We start from the raw sequence: 17,014 nt of genomic DNA on the forward strand, positions 1-17,014 counted from the left end.
CACATAAGCCTGGGCCTCGAAGCGCCCGGCATAGGCCTCTTCCTCCTGGCGCAGCGTGTAACATGTATCGCCGCCGATATCCACAAACACAGCGGGGATGCCGGCCTCCACGAAGGCGTAATCGCGCTTCAGGAAGAAGTCGGTGCAACAGATGCCCAGAAAGGCGCGCGCCCCACGGATCTTGAGATCGGCCAAGACCGCGCGCAGATGTTCGAAATTGGTAATCGTCGTGACCGCCAGTCGCCGCTTACGCGCGAGCGCATAGGCCTCTCCCACGGCACAGCGTCCACACTCCGGGCAGCCGTCCCGATGGCGCCACTTGCACCAGGTGGGCTTGGCGCAATAGGGCAGGAGTACTGCATCGATGGAGCCGAGAATGGCAGCAATGGAATCGGTACGGTGGGGACTGAAGGCGGTGATCTGGCTTGCCGCCTTGAGACCGAGCTCACCGCCGACGAGGTAGCGGGCGGCGCAGAGATGCCCCAAATAGACAATGTCCGCAGTCTCCACGCCGATCATGTCGGGCTTTATGTCGTGCAAAGCCGTTGCGAGCGCGGACTCAAGTTGCGCGATGTGCGTGGCGACGAGGGAGGCTTCGAGCCTGGAAAAAAGGACGGGGTCGAGACAGGCCACGGCGCCGGTGAGGCGCGCCTCGCGCACGACCGACCCCGGATCGAGCCATGCGTCCAGGTAGAGGACACCGCCCGGGGTCTTCACAAAGGCGGCTATGTCCGGTGGCGACCTGGAGTCTTTCGTGACAGCGGCCGCCTGCTCGGGGGCCGGCGGCAGCTCTCGGCGCACGCGAAGATCAAGCGCTTGTGCCACTTTTGCCGTGATTCGGGCGCGCAAGGCCCCTGCGGCCAAGCCCGGAACGAGCGTGCGCAGGGGCGCGAACCGCTGGCGTGCCGCAAGGATCCCTTGCTCGGAGAGCTTCTCCAGAGGCAGACGCAGGGTCTTTAGAAGTTCTTCGACGTTGAGTGCAAGCGGCAGAGCCGCTTCGAAGAGTATCACCCCGTCATGACGTATGAGAAAGGCGCAGGCCACCTTGCGGCCCGCGATGACAATGTCGTTGGGGGCCGTGAATACCGCGTCGATTCCGGCCTCGCGAATGGCCGCAATGAACGGCGCGCACAGGGCCGACATGAGGGCCGTGGGTGCGGCGCCCGTGTAGCGACCCACGGGAAGGGCGAGCGCCACGAGCAACGTATCGGGGTCGAGAGACAGGCTTCCGCCTCCGGTCCGTCGTCGCACGACCGGGAAGCGATCGCCTATATACGACAGCCTGAGCGCGCGGTCGGGGTCCTCAAAGGCCCCGATGAGGGCGCAACGCGACAAGCGCACGAAGCCGAGTACGGTCTCGCCATTCAAGGCGCGCGCCCACAAGCCGGCCTCGTAGGCGGCAAATTGGTCGGGTGCTAGGCGCGGCGCTTCGTGCCAGGCCAGCATCATGGGATATGGCTGCGGCCGGCGGCACCCCGCCAATATCCGTTGGCATCCTGCCCGCCGGTCAAAGGCGCGAGGCGGTTCTGACCTTCCGCGACCGTATAACGCCCCTGCAAGACGCCCTCGAAGGCATCGATCACAAGGGCCGTATCGCGTAACTCCGGCATGATGCGCAGGATATCGACGCGCGCGCGCCGCATGGTATCGATCTCGGCGATATAGTTTATGGGGTGCGCGGCGTGGATCTGCAGACCGTTTAGCGTGAGAAAGGCATCATCCTCCTGGGTGCGAACCAGTACGCCCTCCGGTTCGCGTTCGCACACCCACTCGCACTGATCCTTGCCGCGATCGGCGTTGCGCGCGCTGAAACAGCGCGCCGAATAGGCGAGCGCCGGGCGACCAAAAGCCAAGAGCTCGCATTCTATGCCTGGGGGCCCCGCAGCACGCAAAGTCGCCAAGGCCTCGCCGCTCAACTCCAAGGAGGCCACGAAGCGCGTAGCCCCCGCGTCGGCAAGGATCGCCAAGGCATCCTCGTTATAGACGTTGAGCGTAGCCCCGGCGACGAAGGGCGTATGGCGGGAGAGCGAGACTGCGCTCATGTCATTAGCCTCTATGGGGAAGCGGCCGTTGTCGCAGAGCCTGCGGGTCGCCTTGAGCTCCGCCTCTCCATCGACGAGTACCAGACTCGACAACACGACCTCTTTGCCGCTGCTTGCGAGCTTTTCGGCAATTGCCATCCAGTCAGCCAATCCCGGGCTGCGCCGCTTGTAGCAAACCGTCTCGCCCAAATAGACGATATCGATGGCCGTATCGGCGATCGCGTCATAAAAGGCTAGGACCGCCTCCCGTGACCAGAAAAACGGTATGGGCGCGAGCGCAAGCCTCATCGCCAAGGCCTATGGAAAGCGCCCAAGGTCTGTTGCCGACCTTCGGATAGGGCTGTCAAAGCCTCCGCCCATTCGGGACGGACAGTGAACCCTTGCGGGTCGCGCGCACATGCGTCCAGGGCCGCACGCATGACTGTGGTCACGCGCGCGACATACGACGGCGACCTCTGGCGCCCTTCAATCTTGATCGCACGCACCGGGATCTGCGCGAGTTCCCCCAGGATAGGCAGGACATTGAGGCTGGTCGGCTCTTCGAGGGCGTACGCCACATGGTTGTCGACCTTGAAGCGCCCTTTACAGATCGTGGGGTAGCCCGCCTTTTCGGTCTTTTCGAAGGCGTCGATCAATATGCCATTCAGGCGCACACGGCGACGCCCCCCCTCCTCTTCCCACCGCACTGACGATGCCGGCGAGCACGCCCCGCAGGTGTTGGGTGATACCCCGGTTGCATAAGACGACAAGGCACAGCGCCCCTCGACCATGACGCAGAGGCCACCAAATGCGAAGACCTCCAGGTCCAGCGGGGCGTGGGCGGCAAGTTTGTGGACCTGGTTCAAGGCCAGCACGCGCGGAAGAATGGCGCGCACGACCCCGAAGTTCTCGACATAAAATCGCAATGACTCGGCATTGGTAGCGGACCCTTGTACCGAGAGGTGACGCGGCACCGAGGGATGGTGCCGGGCACAGTGGCGCAGCACCGCGAGATCGGCAGCGATGACGGCATCGACCCCGGAGGCGACTGCCTCGTCGGCGGTCCGTCGCCATAGAGCCACGCGACCTGGCTGCGCATAGGTATTGAGGGCAAGATAGACCTTGCGTTTGCGATCATGGGCATAACGCGCGCCCGCCGCGATGTCCGCGGAGGTGAAGTTGAGCCCCGGGAAATTGCGCGCATTGGTCTCGTTGCGCAGTCCCACATAGACGGCATCGGCGCCATGGTCGATAGCGGCTTCGAGAGCAGCCAAGGTCCCGGCCGGACACACGAGCTCGGGGATCGCTACCATGAGGCCCCCCCGCAGGCCAGAACCCCCTGGCGGGTCCCACGCCGCGCCAGTTCCGCAGTGATGGCATTCAATACGCGCCACTTCCCAACACACCAGTCCGGGGCCAAGAGCAGGGCCGCCTTGGCGGTTCCGGTGAGGCGATGAAAAACGACATGACGGGGCGTGCGTTCAACGAGATCAGCGACGATAGCGACATAGGTGGACAGTTCGAGAGGCGCGATCTGCCCGGCGCGAAAGTCCTGTGCGAGACGACTACCGCGCACGACGTGGAGCGGGTGGATCTTGAGGCCGGCGACGCCCAAGGACAGCACGCGAGCGAGCGTGCGCAGGGCGTGGTCACGGTGCTCTTGCGGCAGACCCACGATGAGATGGGTACACACCGGGATCCCATAACGCTGTAACAGAGCAACGGCGTCTTGATACTCGCGATAACCGTGACCCCGGTTAACGCGCGCGAGCGTCTCATCAAAACTCGATTGCAGGCCGAGCTCCACCCATACCAAAAACCCCCGGTCGCGATACGAGGCGATCAAGGCGACCGCCTCTTCCGATAGGCAGTCGGGGCGCGTGCCCACACTCAGGCCGACGACCCCCGGCACTGCCAGGGCCTCCTCATAAGCCGCGCTCAGGCGCGACAAGGGGCCATAGGTGTTCGTGTAGGTCTGGAAATAGGCGATGACTTTCCGCGCGCGGGTACGACGCCGGACACAGCGCATGCCTTCGCACACCTGGTCGCCTATACTTCGAGCCTGGACGGCGGGATGGAACGTTTTGTTGTTGCAGAAGGTACAGCCCCCGCGCCCCCGCGAGCCATCGCGATTGGGGCAGGTGAAGCCCGCGTCCACGGTCACCTTATGGACGCGCTCGCCGAATTCACGGAGAAGCTGCTGCCCGAAGGTCTCAACGAACTCGGAAAGAACGGCCATCGGTCGACTCCAGTGGGCGCGCGCGGAAACCCACGCGCAGATCGCCGGCGATGCGCGCACAGGCGTCTATATCGACGCCCGGCAAGCTTTCTATGGCAGTCAACGTGACGCGTGGGACGTACATTTGACAACGGGCGGCAAACGCCAACATAGCTGCGTAGCTGCCGGGGCGACCAGGGCGGCAGAGGCGCTCATAGGTCGTCTCATCAGCGGCGTTGAGAGAAATCGAGACATGGTCTATGAGCCCTTTAAGCTCGGGGACCACGTCGCGACCGTGTACGAGACTTGCCAGGCCGTCGGTATTGAGCCGGATCGGCGTACCCGTCGCGCGCAACGCCGTGGACACTGCGAGCAACTCCGGCCATCGCGTCGTAGGCTCTCCCAGACCGCAGAAGACATACTCAGCGCAGGGGCCCGCCTCCAGCGCCGCCTGCACCAAGGCCGTGCTCGAGGGCTCATCTATGACCCGAAGGCGCAGTCGCGCATCCGCAACCGTCCACAGACCGTGAAACTTGGGGCAAAACCGGCAGCGCAAGGTACAGCGATTCGTGAGGTTGAGATAGACCCCGTCGCGCAGACGGTAGGCCGCGACCACCGGCGACGGACGTCCAATGCCATCCTTGTAGGCCACCACCCCCGCCATGCGCCCGCACCCCCGCGCTCGTAATCATGGAACCGAGGCTGCGAGTCTACGCACAGAAACACCCCTTAAGCTTGATGGATATCAAGAGGCGACATCGCAAGGAGTTGTATTGGTAGAGTCCTAAAACAACAAGGAGTAGGGTAGTCATGGCCGTCTCATACCCTGATAGCGTACGCAAACGCGACGGTCGCGTCGTACCCTTCGATGATCGCAAAATCTACTATGCACTCTTGCGCGCCGGGCTCGCCACGGGCGAGTATGGACCCGACGAAGCGGCCCTCATGACCGAGCAGGTGGGTGCGCGCGCGCCCGCCGGTAGTCCAGATGTCGAAACCATCCAGGACCTCGTAGAGGATAACCTGCTCGCGCACGGTCATAGACGCACCGCCCGTGCCTATATCGTCTATCGGGAAAAACGCCGTCTGACCCGCGAACAAGGCAAGGTGCGCGTCGAAGTCGAAGAGGCCATCACCGAGTACCTCGACCGTCGCGACTGGCGCGTGCAGGCCAATGCCAACCAGGGCTACTCCCTAGGCGGGCTGATACTGAGCGTCTCCGGCAAAATGGTCGCGAACTTCTGGCTGAATCACGTCTACCCAAAAGAGGTGGGCGAGGCCCATCGCGACGGCGCCCTGCACATCCACGATCTCGACATGCTGTCAGGCTATTGCGCAGGCTGGTCACTGCGCACATTGCTCACGGAAGGGCTGAACGGGGTCGCGAACAAGGTCGAGGCGAACCCCCCGAAACACCTCTCGAGCGCCGTGGGTCAGATCGTGAACTTCCTCGGGACACTGCAGAACGAATGGGCCGGGGCGCAGGCCTTCAGCTCCTTCGACACCTATCTCGCGCCGTTCGTGCGCAAAGATCACATGCGCTATGAAGACGTCCTGCAGTGCATCCAGGAGCTTATATACAACCTCAACATCCCGTCGCGCTGGGGCACGCAAACACCATTCACAAACCTGACGTTCGACTGGACCTGTCCCGCGGATCTACGCGATCAGGTGCCCCTCATAGGGGGCGAAGAGATGCCCTTTACCTATGGTGACCTCGCGCCCGAAATGGCTATGATCAACAAGGCCTACCTCGAGGTTATGGAAACAGGGGACGCCAAGGGCCGGGTCTTCACCTTCCCGATACCGACCTACAACATCACCCCTGACTTCGAGTGGGAGGGGGAAAACGCGGAACGGCTCTTCTCCCTTACCGCGAAATACGGCCTTCCGTATTTCCAGAATTTCCTGAACTCCGACCTCAAGCCGCACATGGTGCGGTCCATGTGTTGTCGCCTGCAGCTGGACCTGACAGAGCTCCTAAAGAGAGGGAACGGCCTCTTTGGGTCGGCGGAACAGACAGGGTCGCTTGGGGTCGTCACCATCAATTGCGCCCGCTTAGGTTATCTGCACAGGGGTGATGAGGTCGGTCTTTTCCGCAATCTCGACCAACTCCTCGAACTTGCACGCACAAGCCTCGAGATCAAGCGCAAGACCATACAGACCTATATGGACCAAGGGCTATTCCCCTACACGAAGCGCTATCTGGGCACGCTGCGCAACCACTTCTCGACGATAGGCATCAATGGAATCAACGAGATGGTGCGCAACTTCACGGCCGAGGAGGCCGACATCACGGCACCGCAAGGTCACGCCATGGCATGCCGCCTACTCGATCATATGCGCGGGCGGCTCACGGAATTTCAGGAGCAGACGGGACACCTCTATAACCTCGAGGCGTCGCCGGCCGAGGGCGCCACATACCGATTCGCGCGCGCCGACCGCAAACGCTTTCCAGGCATCTGCCAGGCCGGGACCACCGAGCGCCCCTACTATACCAATTCGTCCCAGTTGCCGGCGGGATTCACGGACGATCCCTTCGAGGCGCTGGAACGTCAGGAAGACCTGCAGAGGCGCTACACAGGGGGGACGGTATTGCATCTCTACCTGAACGAGCGCCTATCGAGCGCATCGGTCGCTCGTGATTTGGTGCGACGGGCTTTGGGGCGCTTTCGGCTCCCCTACATCACGATCACGCCGACATTTTCTATCTGCCCGCGTCACGGTTATCTCGCGGGCGAGCACCCCTTTTGCCCGATCTGCGACGAAGAAGCGTGGGCCCGGCGACGGACTTTGGCGCAAGCCGAGTGAGGAGGAGACAATGATGAACGCAACGCAAGAAGATAAGGAAGAGTGGGGCGGTCTGCGCCCCGAGGAGCGTCAGCCATGCGAAGTGTGGACAAGGGTCATGGGCTACCATCGACCTGTGGCGTCGTTCAACGAGGGCAAGAAGGGCGAGCACTACGAGCGGAAGTTCTTCGTGGAAAGCCGGCTGTCGACCTAGCCTTAGGACTAGGCGGCCTTGTGCCCTGGAGTAGCGTCGATTACCCGGGGCATCAGGCCGCCGTCTTGTTCGTCGGCGGCTGCCCTTGGCGTTGCCCCTACTGCCACAATAGTCACCTCTGGGAGAGTCAGACCGGCCTTTCGTGGGCGGCCGCGCGGGCGTTTCTCGAAAGCCGCGTGGGCCTTCTGGATGCTGTCGTCATGAGCGGCGGCGAGCCCCTGGCACAAGCCACTGCGGTTCGCGAGGCGCTGATCGAAGCACGCCTGCTCGGTTTCGCGACGGCCCTGCACACCGCGGGCGTATCTCCGCGACGCTTTGAGAATCTTCTCGGATATGTCGATTGGGTCGGGCTTGACGTGAAGGGGCCGTTCTCGAAATACGATGCCATCACGGCACGAAAAGGGAGCGGCGAAGCGGCGCGCGCGTCGATGGAGATACTGCTGCAAAGCGGAAAACCTCACGAGCTGCGCACAACCGTCCATCCGGCCCTGCTGTCGGACACGGATCTCCTGACCATGGTGGCGGAACTTGTGGCCATGGGCGCACGCTCGGTGACCTTGAAGAGCTTTCGCCCCACCGGCTGCCCGGATCCGGAACTGTCGGCGGCCTATCGCCCCTGGCTTACACCCGCCCTCGAAAAGGCGCTGCGTGCCATCATGCCGACAGTAGTGCTACCCGGCCACTGATCCAAAGGCATGGCCAGCGTCGCCATCATGGCATCGCGGGCCGCGCACCGCAGACCGAATGGCCTATGGCCACGGGCCGAACGGCGTACCGGGGCGAGGCGGATGTCGCGGGTCAACTGACGCCCTGTGCGCCAAGAACGGCGCCCACCACCACCAAGATGGCGATCGCAAGCAGAACCATGTGGCCCCGCAACAACAGGCGCCGGGTCGCCTCGCCATCGCGCGCCCCACGTTCGCGCAAGCGCCTATGCAAGAACAGCGGCTCCAGCACGAAGAGTAGCACCATAAAAAACGCCCAGAACGCGATCATGCCATCGACCCACAGACCGTGCGACGTGCCGACGAGGGCCAAGAGAGGCAATCGCGCCAACATCGCACCACCTGTGGCGCCGGCGACCAAGACCCAGATCCGTGCCTGGAAACCGAATCGGCGCTCGATCTCGAGGAATGCCGGGATGCGGTCGGCGGCTGGCAATCGCGCCAAGGCCGGGAGCACGACCGTAGTGACGAAACCCATGCCACCCACCCATGCGACCACAGACAGAACGTGCAGGGCCAGGAGCGCGGGGAACATCGGGAAACGGGCCATGGTGATCATGGCGCGGGCGGTCGGGTGGTGGTGGCGAGCATGACTGCGTAGCGCGCCGCCCAGGGCAACAAGGCCAGAATGGCGATGGGGGCCGCGAATACGCTCAGATCATAAGGGGCAAGCCGCTCCAGCATCGGAACGTCGGAGGCAACCCTCAGGATCGCCGCGACCTCTATGCCCAGCAGTGCAACCCAGCTCAAGAGATCGCTCGAAAGCCCGCGTCCCGAGTGGCCGCGCGTGACACGGGTAGCCATAGCCACGATCAAGCTCATCGCAAAACCGATGGCGAGGGCATGCAAGGGGCCGCGGCCCAGATGCGGATGGCCGGCGACCAAGCCGGCATCACCTAGGGCGTACAGGACGAAGCCCACCCCGAGCCAGGCGTAGCCCGCGTAGAGCAAGAGCAAGAGCCCGTGGCGCACGACATCGCGCCGAAACCAGAGCGTCAGGAAATACCAGGCCGCCGCCGCTATCGCGGCATCCAGAAAGATGAGCGGGGCGCGCCAAGCGAGGCTTGCCATGAGGGCATGGGCGCTCGTGGCGGCGAGGAAACCTGGCGGGATCCTGGGATCGGCCGGTGGACGCTTATAGTCTGCAAGCACCGAGGCTGTAAAAAACGGGATCATGCGATAACTCACCCCAAAGAGGGTGGGTAGCAGGAAGACAAAGAGGCCAACCCGGATCGGGATCGCGAAGGGGATCGGCGAGCCGCGCCAAAGGGCAGCCGCGTAAAGCGCAAGCCCCACGACCTCCGCCGTCAGCGTCACGGTGAAGACCCATACACCCTGGCGCGCCGGTTTGCGCGCGCGGCGATAAACGCCGATGAGCGCGGCGACAAGGCGCGCATCGCCCAAGGCCATGAGGACGGCGCCAAGAACGATCGCCCGATCGCCCAAAAGGAGGCCCGCGTACACGAGCACGAGGCCCGCGACCCGCACGGCGAAGGCATCGCGGTAGGCGCGACGCGCAACCGGGGCGGTCTGCATCCATCGGGGAAAGGTGGTGGCCAGAAAACCGAACACGAAAAACGGGAAGACCCCGTACAGCATCAGGAAGCCATGCAGAGCAACCGGCGACACAGGGAGAGTGGGGAGCGGATAGGCGCCGGCAAACGCCCCCATGAGCCACAGCGCCCATAGGATCAAGGCCAACAAGACCTGCACGAGGCCACCCAGAAAATAGGCGATGTGGGGGGCATCAAAGAGCCGCACAGGACAGGCCTCCAGTGGAGGCGCGAGAAACGCGCTGGTAAAAGATGTGCGCGGTGAAGAGATTGGCGCCGAACAGGGCTCCGTCCGCGATCCACAAAAGCGCGGCGCCCTCGCAAAGGGCCTGCGGCCACGCGATCGCCGCAAGACTGAATCCTATGGTGGCCAGATGCAAGGCGGCGTGGACGCGCATAGACCGCTCGCTGATGGCGGACGTCATAAGGACGGTGGGATGTCCGGGGCGTCGCTGAAGATGGAGCCACACGAGAAAGGGAACGATCTTGTAGAGCATGCCACTCATCAGGGAGGCGGCAGCCCCCATGAGGGCCAGTAGACCATAAGCGAGCGGCCACTTGAGACCGGAAAGAAGGCCCACCGCCATAAACGCGCCCACCACGGCTGACGCGATCAGGCTCACCAAGCCGATATACCAAAAGAACGTCATGGCGTCACAACGCCTACGGCCGCGCGTCCAGAGGCGTTGGCCGAGGAGCCCCGCATAAGCGACAACGACCGCCGCCAAGACGACGCGAAGGGCACTCTCGACGGCAGGAACCGGCCATGCTCGGGCGATGAGGGTCGCGAACAGCAGAGCCGAGACGAGCGGTCCCAGAACGAAAGAGACACGCGGCGACCAAGACCTGGCACCTTGAAACATGGGCAGAACCTGCGCGGCGACCGCCGCCCACAACACGAAGACGCCGCCCGCGAGCGCCCACAAAGGATGAGCGCGCAGGAGCGTAGCCGACACCGGGGCGCCGGCTACGCGCTCACCGGCCATAACAAGACCGAAGGCCAGGGCGACGCCAAGCAGCGTGACTGCATAGAACATGGGCGCCATCGTCTTGTGTTTCGGCAATCGCCACAAGACCCAAGCGCCCGATAAGGTAAAGGCACCGACGGCGATTGCCAGAGGCACCGCCGCCAGACCAAAAAGGAGCGGTGGCCCCTGAAGAAAGGCGGCCGCCAAAAGGACCGCCCCCAGGGCGAAGCCCCAGCGGACGGCAGGCGCGAGGCACGCCACGCACGGGAACGAGGCGCCGGACACCACCGGCACCAGCTGAAACGCGGCGGCGGTGGCAATCAGCATCAGAAACCCTATGGTCACGAGATGGGTGGCGGCGAGCACGGCCGGCGTATAGCGGTCCTGCAAGGCTCCGGGGCCCGCCGCCAAGAGCACCGCCCCGGCCGCGACGAGGAACCAGGGCGCCCAGAGAAAGGAGCGCAGAACCGATGCCAGAGGCGGCGCCTCGTCAAAGGCGAGGCCGCGCGCGCTCATGAGCTCACGCCCGGGCCGCGTGTTATGACAACATCGTAAACGCAGTCTTCGCCGCGCGGGACCGCCACGGACTCGTAGGAATACCCTCGCTCGGCCAGCAGACCAAATAGGGGATAGGGCAGGCGAGGCAGACGCACCCGCACGCACTCTCCGGGACCCAGGGCGGTCGCCGCCTGCAGGGCCACCTGCAACGGCTCGGGCGGCAGCAAATCGCTTGCATCGACGAAGGGTTCACTCATGGACGATCGGCGCCTCCTTCATGGCTACAAGCAGACGATCGGCGCAATCGGCAAGCAGGCTGTCGCTCATGGGATAGAGGACATTCTCCTCCTTCAAGTGATGCTGCGATACGAGGATGGTCAGGGTATCAAAAAGCGCCCGGCACTCCACGCCGCTTCCGCTGCGCCCCTCTGCGAGCAGCGAGCGAATGGCGTCATGCTCCTCGCGCATGACGACCAGCGGCCCCCCGGGCCCTGTGCGTCGCCCGAACTCCGGAAACAAGACCCGCTCCTCGATCCCCAGGTGATGCTCCATGGCCTCGCTGAACGCAAGCAGAGCCTCTTGCGCGCGCGGTGTGCCGCAGGCGTTCTCCGCGTCCTCCATGAGGCTATCCAGCTCACGGTGCTGACGCGCCAAGAAACTCGACAGGATTTGATTCGACACAGTTCATTCCCCTCAAAAATGTAGTGCGATCATTGTCGGACCGTCACCCGCCTTACGCCATTGCCTTAGGTCAAGACGGCCGACAAGCCCGAAAGCAGGCGGTGGGCGACCTCGCGGGACTTATATTGCTATAGCAATAGTTGCTATGCTATCGTTTTACGTACACCCGCCCAAAAAGGTGTGCGGAGACAGACCATGCCCAGACCCCGGAAGATGCGAGCCCCAATCGAAACCGTCGATGCGACGACTGCGCGATTCGTCATAGAGGAAAGCCTGGGTTACCTCGTCAATGCCGCCGCGCGCCTTTTGGCGCGCTCGCTGCATCACCGCATCTCGCGCCATGGCGTCCCGATTGGGCAGTGGCCGTTCCTCATGTTCCTGTGGGAGGAGGAAGGCCTTACACAGAAGGCGCTGAGCAACCGCATTCCAATCGACGAAGCGACTACCGTGAGAACGCTGGACCGCATGGAGCGCGACGGCTGGGTACGCCGCACGCGCAATCCGTACGACCGCCGCCAGACCTTAGTCTTTTTGACGGAGGCAGGTCAGGCGCTCGAAAAGGTCTTGCTGCCGTACGCAAGCGAGGTCAACGAGATGGCGATGCAGGGCCTGGACCAGACCCAAAGAACCCATCTCCTAAAGCTGTTACAGGGGCTTGTCGCACGACTGCAGACCGATCATGCACCGTGGCCTGCCACGCGATCGGTCGCAGGCAACCATGCGGCCCACCCCCCGGAAAACGAATCCGCCGGCGCTCGTGTGCGCGAACGCAAAGGAAGGAGGCGCACCGGGCAACCATCGAAGGTCGAGGTGCCGCCGAAATGAACCCGGCGACGGCCAGGCTGGAGACCGCGCTCCGATTGAGGAGAGACGCCACTATGGGAAAGAGACTGCACCTCGCGGCCGCCCTGCTCGCCACCGTGATCGTCGCGGTCTTCTGCGCAGCGACGCTGACCGTAGAGCGGCTTGGCGCACGGCCGCAGATTGCCCTCGTCAAGCAGCTGATCGTGTTTCCTGGTCTCGCGATCCTCATTCCCGCGCTCGTCGTGACTGGGCTTTCCGGGAACCGCTTGGCCCGGGGCCATCGGCACCCCCTCGTGGGACGCAAGATGACGCGCATGCGGCTCATAGCCGGCAACGGTATCCTGATCCTCGTCCCCTGCGCGCTCTATCTGAGCCACCTGGCGTCGGCAAATCGATTCGATGCCCGTTTCGCCACCATCCAAGGTCTTGAGATCTGTGCCGGGATCACCAATATTGTGCTGATGGCGCTCAACATCCGCGATGGTCTGCGAATCAGGCGCGGACCGCAGGGGGATGTGACGGACGATCGAGGCGCCCGAAACCACGGGAGACCGGGCATACGCCCCCGTCGGCCGCTATGATCTTTTCGCCAGCGTAACAACCAACCTTACCGTCGCTTGGCGTGAAGACTTCGTGTCCCGAGAACATGGGCCCCAAACGCCGCGCAAGCCATGCAACAGAGAGACCTGCGCTTGAGCCTTGGTGCGGGCGCCGGGCGGCCGATCCATGGGGGAGTTTTGGACACTGGCGCGCGGCGGGGGCGCTCACGGGCGGGCGACATCCGGTAGGCCGCGTTTTCGGGCCGCGGCGCCGCCGAGACTCGTGTGCGGAAGGAGCACGCCGAATCGGGCGCCGGCCCTGCAGCCGCGACGCGCCGTTAGGCTATCCGCCGGGTGGTGCCGCGTGTTGGCCCCAAAGAGATAGGCGGCCGGTGGTCCCCTATCCACAAAGGCGTAAATCGTTCGACAAAGCGCCCCCGAACCGTTCCCTGCCCCCAGTGCGCGGAGTACACTTACGTGCCGTATGCGATTGGCCTTGATAGCTGTCAAAAGTAGCATATCCTTATAAACCACAAGATAGGGTCCGTAGGCCAGAGGCTTCTGGCGTGCGCCAGAAGCCACCTCAACGATAGGACGACGCGACACATGGCGGTTACGAGTTTCGAGGCCAGCCTGAGACAACGGTGTTCGAACTGCAGTCTGCGGGAGATTTGTTTGCCCCTTGGGCTAGACGCCGAAGAGTTAGGGAAACTGGACGACCTCGTCAAGCGCAGACGACGCGTCTTTGCCGGTCAACACCTGTTCCGCGCAGGCGATCCGCTGCAGTCGCTTGCTGCCGTGCGCACCGGTTTTTTCAAGATCTACGAGGTGAGCGCGGGCGGCCACGAGCAAATCACAGCCTTTCCTATGGAAGGCGAACTCATGGGTCTCGACGCCATCAGCACCGACGCGCACCGCGGCAATGCCGTGGCGCTCGAGGATAGCGAGGTATGCGAGATCCCCTTCACAAGGCTCGAGGCGTTGCTGTCCGACCTTCCTCGCCTGCAACATCAATTCCATAAGCTCCTAAGCGGCGCGATCGCAAGTGACCACGGGCTTATGATGGTGCTTGGCACCATGACCGCCGAACTCAAGGTAGCGGCCTTCCTGTTGAACCTCTCCGACCGCCTTGAGGCGCGCGGCCAGCCACGCGCCATCATTCGCCTCCCCATGTCGCGCGAAGAGATCGGCAACTATCTTGGGCTCAAGCTTGAGACGGTGAGCCGCATGTTCTCCAGGCTGCGCGATGATGGGCTCATAGCGACCGAGGGACGGAAGACCGAAATTCTCAAACACAAAGCCCTGAGGGACCTCTGCCTCCAAGGCCCCCTGCGAGCCTGAGTCGACGCACGTCGAGCCCCTATCGGAACGAATCGCCCGCGGCACGACGGTGCTACTTCGCGGGGGTGCGCGTCTTTTTGTGCCCATTCTTAATGTGCCCATTCTTAGGCTGCGGAAGTGGCATGGTATGAGGGGGCTTGTTATCGCCAAGCCTGTGTCCTGCAGGAGGGGCCATACCTTCACCGCAATAAAGCCTAGCCTGAAGTTCCCCCGATAATTTCTCTCTTAAAACGATAAAACCTGAACAAAATGAAGCGGTAAGAGCGTATTTGGCCTCTTTTTATGTGTCATAATGTAGCCATGTAAATATCAACTAATTTACTTGCATTATTGTTTAATGTGTGTATTATTAACCCATGCATATCGATATCGTACCCAATCGCAAGGCCACCCCCACCATTTTGCTGCGGGAGTCCTATCGCGAAGGGAAGAACGTTAAGAAGCGGACACTGGCCAATCTCTCGAGCCTGCCGATGGCGCAGATCGAAGCGATCCGGGCCGTATTGCGTGGTGAAGAGCTGCGACCGGTCGCGCAAAGTTTTGAGATTACGGAGTCACGGCCCCAGGGGCATGTGCAGGCGGTAGCCTTGATGATGCAGCGCTTAGGGTTCGCCTCATTGATCGCGTCCCGGCCTGCACCCGAACGCGATCTGATCGTGGCGATGGTGGCCGCGCGCATTCTCGCCCCGCACACAAAGCTCGCCACCACCCGTTGGTGGCACACCACGACCTTGGCTGAGGACTTCGGCGTGACCCAGGCCTCCGAGAACGACTGCTATGCCGCCATGGACTGGCTGCTGGCGCGCCAGGACCGCATCCAGAAGAAGTTGGCCACGCGCCATCTCACCGAAGGCGGTCTCGTGCTCTACGATCTCTCTTCCAGTTATTTCGAAGGCAGCACATGTCCCTTGGCGAAGCGTGGCTATAGCCGCGATGGCAAGCACGGGACCCTACAGGTCGAGTATGGGTTGATGACCGATGGCCGGGGCTGTCCGGTGGCGATCTCCGTGCATGAGGGCAACGTGGCCGATCCGACGACCTTGATGCCGGAGATCCAACGCTTGAAGACCGACTTCAGTATCGAGCAGTTCGTGATGGTCGGCGACCGCGGCATGAATCTCGCGAGTGCAATCGGCGCCATCCGCGAACAAGAGGGAATTGACTGGATCACGGCGCTGAGGGGCGTCTCGATTCGGGCTTTGGTCGAAGACAAAACCCTGCAACCTGATCTCTTCGACGAGCGCCACCTGCTAGAGCTCTCTCACCCCGACTATCCGGGAGAACGCTTATTCGCCTGTCGCAATCCCGAGTTGCGGAAACTGCGCGGCCATAAGCGCGAAGACCTCCTGGTGGCCACCGAAGAGAGCCTCCGAAAGATTCAAATCCGTGTCGCAGCCGGACGCCTGACAGGGCGAGATCACATCGGCCTGAAGGTGGGCCAGATCGTGAACCGCTATAAGATGGCCAAACACTTCACCTTGGACATTCAGGACACCGCGTTCTCTTTTACCCGTAAGACCGCAGACATTGCCGCAGAGGCGGCCCTTGATGGGATATACATCATCCGCACCTCGGTTCCGACGACACTGATGGATGCCGCGACCTGTGTGCGTCGCTACAAGTCCTTGGCCCAGGTCGAGCGTGCCTTTCGGTCCCTGAAAACCCTGGATCTCAAAATACGACCGATCCATCACCGCTTAGCTGACAGAGTGAAAGCCCACATCTTCCTCTGTATGCTCGCCTACTATGTCGAGTGGCACATGCGCGCGGCCTGGCGGGAGCTGATGTTTACCGACGAGGATCAGGAGGCCAAAGAGACCCGCGATCCCGTAGCCCCGGCCCAACGCTCAAGAGCGGCAAAGAGAAAGGCCTCCCAACACCGACAAGACGATGGGACACCCATGCACAGCTTCCAGACCTTGCTGGCAGATCTCGCCACCGTGGTGCGTAATACTTGTCGTGTGCCGCATACGGACGGAGAGTGGTCGACCTTCCCGGTTCTCACTATTCCCAACGCCGCCCAAAAGCGGGCCTACGAACTGATCGAAACCACCCCAATGTAGACAGCAGCCGGAACTCTGTTTTCAGGCTACCGGATTGAAATATAAGGAAAAACTGATTGGTGCTCGGTGGAACTTCAGCCTAGCGCTAACGCGCTCGACCTCAAAGCCTTAGTGACGGAAGACCGGGATCTCGGAAGTCGTTGACGAAAGAAGCGTTCCAGGAGGTCCTGGAGGCCGAGATGACTGAGCTGCTGGGGCCCCAGCCCCCACGAGCGCCACACTGAGCTGGGAGCATGCAACCCGAGGACAGCCCTTGTTACCCGGCTCGTAAACGGGCCGCCCAGAGCGCGGGTCTCTGGGCTCGTGAAGAATCTCAAAGGCATACTCCAGTCGCCTGATTCGCCGAATACCCTATCCCGGTATCCGCGCAAGGTTTTAAAGAATGGCGCGGGAATTCCCATCCCCTTTAGGGGATTGGGATGAGAGTGCCTATTGGCCCTGGCACTCCTGTATGTATCGACGAACAACCTCTGCGGACACACTTCCAGCAGTTCCTACATAGTATGCTTGCGTCCAAAGCTGCTCACGGCCACATACCTTTTTGAGTTGTGGAAACTGCTCCCGCAATTTCCTCGACGTATAGCCTTTCAGTAGGCCAA

18 protein-coding genes are annotated in these 17,014 nt (G+C 62.5%); 7 read left to right on the top strand and 11 right to left on the bottom strand.

Annotation, left to right across the window (positions count from 1 at the left end; translation table 11 throughout):
• The 5 genes from ACYCTF_RS12010 to ACYCTF_RS12030 all read right to left on the bottom strand — a co-directional run.
• On the bottom strand, positions 1-1,449 hold a 1,449-nt coding region (locus tag ACYCTF_RS12010), incomplete at its 3' end, for a lipoate--protein ligase family protein (protein ID WP_461284945.1).
• The gene (ubiV, locus tag ACYCTF_RS12015; RefSeq protein ID WP_461282115.1) at positions 1,446-2,330 is read right to left on the bottom strand and encodes a ubiquinone anaerobic biosynthesis protein UbiV; all 885 of its coding nucleotides are present in this window, start codon (positions 2,328-2,330) and stop codon (positions 1,446-1,448) included. The genes ubiV and ACYCTF_RS12010, both read right to left, overlap by 4 nt.
• Positions 2,327-3,334: a ubiquinone anaerobic biosynthesis protein UbiU gene (gene ubiU / locus ACYCTF_RS12020; protein WP_461282116.1), complete on the bottom strand. Its 1,008-nt coding sequence runs from the start codon at positions 3,332-3,334 to the stop codon at positions 2,327-2,329. The genes ubiV and ubiU overlap by 4 nt, the downstream gene beginning before the upstream one ends.
• On the bottom strand, positions 3,328-4,260 hold the full coding sequence (mnmL, locus tag ACYCTF_RS12025; protein ID WP_461282117.1) for a tRNA modification radical SAM protein MnmL/YtqA: 933 nt from the start codon (positions 4,258-4,260) through the stop codon (positions 3,328-3,330). Before mnmL ends, ubiU begins: the two co-directional genes overlap by 7 nt.
• Positions 4,235-4,903, bottom strand: coding sequence for a TatD family nuclease-associated radical SAM protein (locus ACYCTF_RS12030; protein ID WP_461282118.1), 669 nt, complete (start codon positions 4,901-4,903; stop codon positions 4,235-4,237). Before ACYCTF_RS12030 ends, mnmL begins: the two co-directional genes overlap by 26 nt.
• A gap of 146 nt (positions 4,904-5,049) precedes the next feature.
• Here ACYCTF_RS12030 and ACYCTF_RS12035 point away from each other — a divergent pair, with 146 nt between their 5' ends.
• The 3 genes from ACYCTF_RS12035 to ACYCTF_RS12045 are packed head-to-tail and all read left to right on the top strand — an operon-like array spanning position 5,050 to position 7,929.
• Complete coding sequence (locus ACYCTF_RS12035; protein WP_461282119.1) at positions 5,050-7,050, top strand: ribonucleoside triphosphate reductase; 2,001 nt, start codon at positions 5,050-5,052, stop codon at positions 7,048-7,050.
• Positions 7,051-7,063: 13 nt separating this feature from the next.
• The gene (gene nrdD / locus ACYCTF_RS12040; protein ID WP_461282138.1) at positions 7,064-7,243 is read left to right on the top strand and encodes an anaerobic ribonucleoside-triphosphate reductase; all 180 of its coding nucleotides are present in this window, start codon (positions 7,064-7,066) and stop codon (positions 7,241-7,243) included.
• A 20-nt stretch (positions 7,244-7,263) separates the two neighbouring features.
• On the top strand, positions 7,264-7,929 hold the full coding sequence (locus ACYCTF_RS12045; RefSeq protein WP_461282120.1) for an anaerobic ribonucleoside-triphosphate reductase activating protein: 666 nt from the start codon (positions 7,264-7,266) through the stop codon (positions 7,927-7,929).
• Between the two features lie 112 nt (positions 7,930-8,041).
• Here the strand turns inward: ACYCTF_RS12045 and ACYCTF_RS12050 are convergent, their stop codons facing one another.
• Genes ACYCTF_RS12050 through ACYCTF_RS12070 form a run of 5 tightly spaced genes read right to left on the bottom strand, consistent with a single transcriptional unit; the run spans position 8,042 to position 11,668 of the window.
• Positions 8,042-8,527 (bottom strand): hypothetical protein, encoded by a 486-nt coding sequence (locus ACYCTF_RS12050; RefSeq protein WP_461284946.1) that lies wholly within the window; start codon positions 8,525-8,527, stop codon positions 8,042-8,044.
• Positions 8,524-9,729: an NnrS family protein gene (locus ACYCTF_RS12055; RefSeq protein WP_461282122.1), complete on the bottom strand. Its 1,206-nt coding sequence runs from the start codon at positions 9,727-9,729 to the stop codon at positions 8,524-8,526. Before ACYCTF_RS12055 ends, ACYCTF_RS12050 begins: the two co-directional genes overlap by 4 nt.
• On the bottom strand, positions 9,716-11,005 hold the full coding sequence (locus tag ACYCTF_RS12060) for a hypothetical protein (protein ID WP_461284947.1): 1,290 nt from the start codon (positions 11,003-11,005) through the stop codon (positions 9,716-9,718). The genes ACYCTF_RS12055 and ACYCTF_RS12060 overlap by 14 nt, the downstream gene beginning before the upstream one ends.
• Complete coding sequence (locus tag ACYCTF_RS12065) at positions 11,002-11,244, bottom strand: DUF2249 domain-containing protein (RefSeq protein ID WP_461282124.1); 243 nt, start codon at positions 11,242-11,244, stop codon at positions 11,002-11,004. The genes ACYCTF_RS12060 and ACYCTF_RS12065 overlap by 4 nt, the downstream gene beginning before the upstream one ends.
• Entirely contained in the window at positions 11,237-11,668 is a 432-nt protein-coding gene (locus tag ACYCTF_RS12070) for a hemerythrin domain-containing protein (protein WP_461282125.1), read from the bottom strand. Before ACYCTF_RS12070 ends, ACYCTF_RS12065 begins: the two co-directional genes overlap by 8 nt.
• Positions 11,669-11,863: 195 nt before the next feature.
• Here ACYCTF_RS12070 and ACYCTF_RS12075 point away from each other — a divergent pair, with 195 nt between their 5' ends.
• The 4 genes from ACYCTF_RS12075 (at position 11,864) to ACYCTF_RS12090 (ending at position 16,415) form a co-directional block, all read left to right on the top strand.
• A complete protein-coding gene (locus ACYCTF_RS12075) occupies positions 11,864-12,493 on the top strand; it encodes a MarR family winged helix-turn-helix transcriptional regulator (RefSeq protein WP_461282126.1) in 630 nt (209 codons plus the stop codon).
• 53 nt (positions 12,494-12,546) lie between these two features.
• Positions 12,547-13,053: a hypothetical protein gene (locus ACYCTF_RS12080; RefSeq protein ID WP_461282127.1), complete on the top strand. Its 507-nt coding sequence runs from the start codon at positions 12,547-12,549 to the stop codon at positions 13,051-13,053.
• 564 nt (positions 13,054-13,617) lie between these two features.
• Positions 13,618-14,352 (top strand): fumarate/nitrate reduction transcriptional regulator Fnr, encoded by a 735-nt coding sequence (fnr, locus tag ACYCTF_RS12085; protein ID WP_461282128.1) that lies wholly within the window; start codon positions 13,618-13,620, stop codon positions 14,350-14,352.
• 356 nt (positions 14,353-14,708) lie between these two features.
• Complete coding sequence (locus ACYCTF_RS12090; protein WP_461282129.1) at positions 14,709-16,415, top strand: IS1634 family transposase; 1,707 nt, start codon at positions 14,709-14,711, stop codon at positions 16,413-16,415.
• Positions 16,416-16,844: 429 nt separating this feature from the next.
• Here the strand turns inward: ACYCTF_RS12090 and ACYCTF_RS12095 are convergent, their stop codons facing one another.
• Entirely contained in the window at positions 16,845-17,006 is a 162-nt protein-coding gene (locus ACYCTF_RS12095) for a transposase (RefSeq protein WP_461284948.1), read from the bottom strand.
• Positions 17,007-17,014 lie beyond the last annotated feature (8 nt).

This window comes from Acidiferrobacter sp. (genome assembly GCF_054609335.1).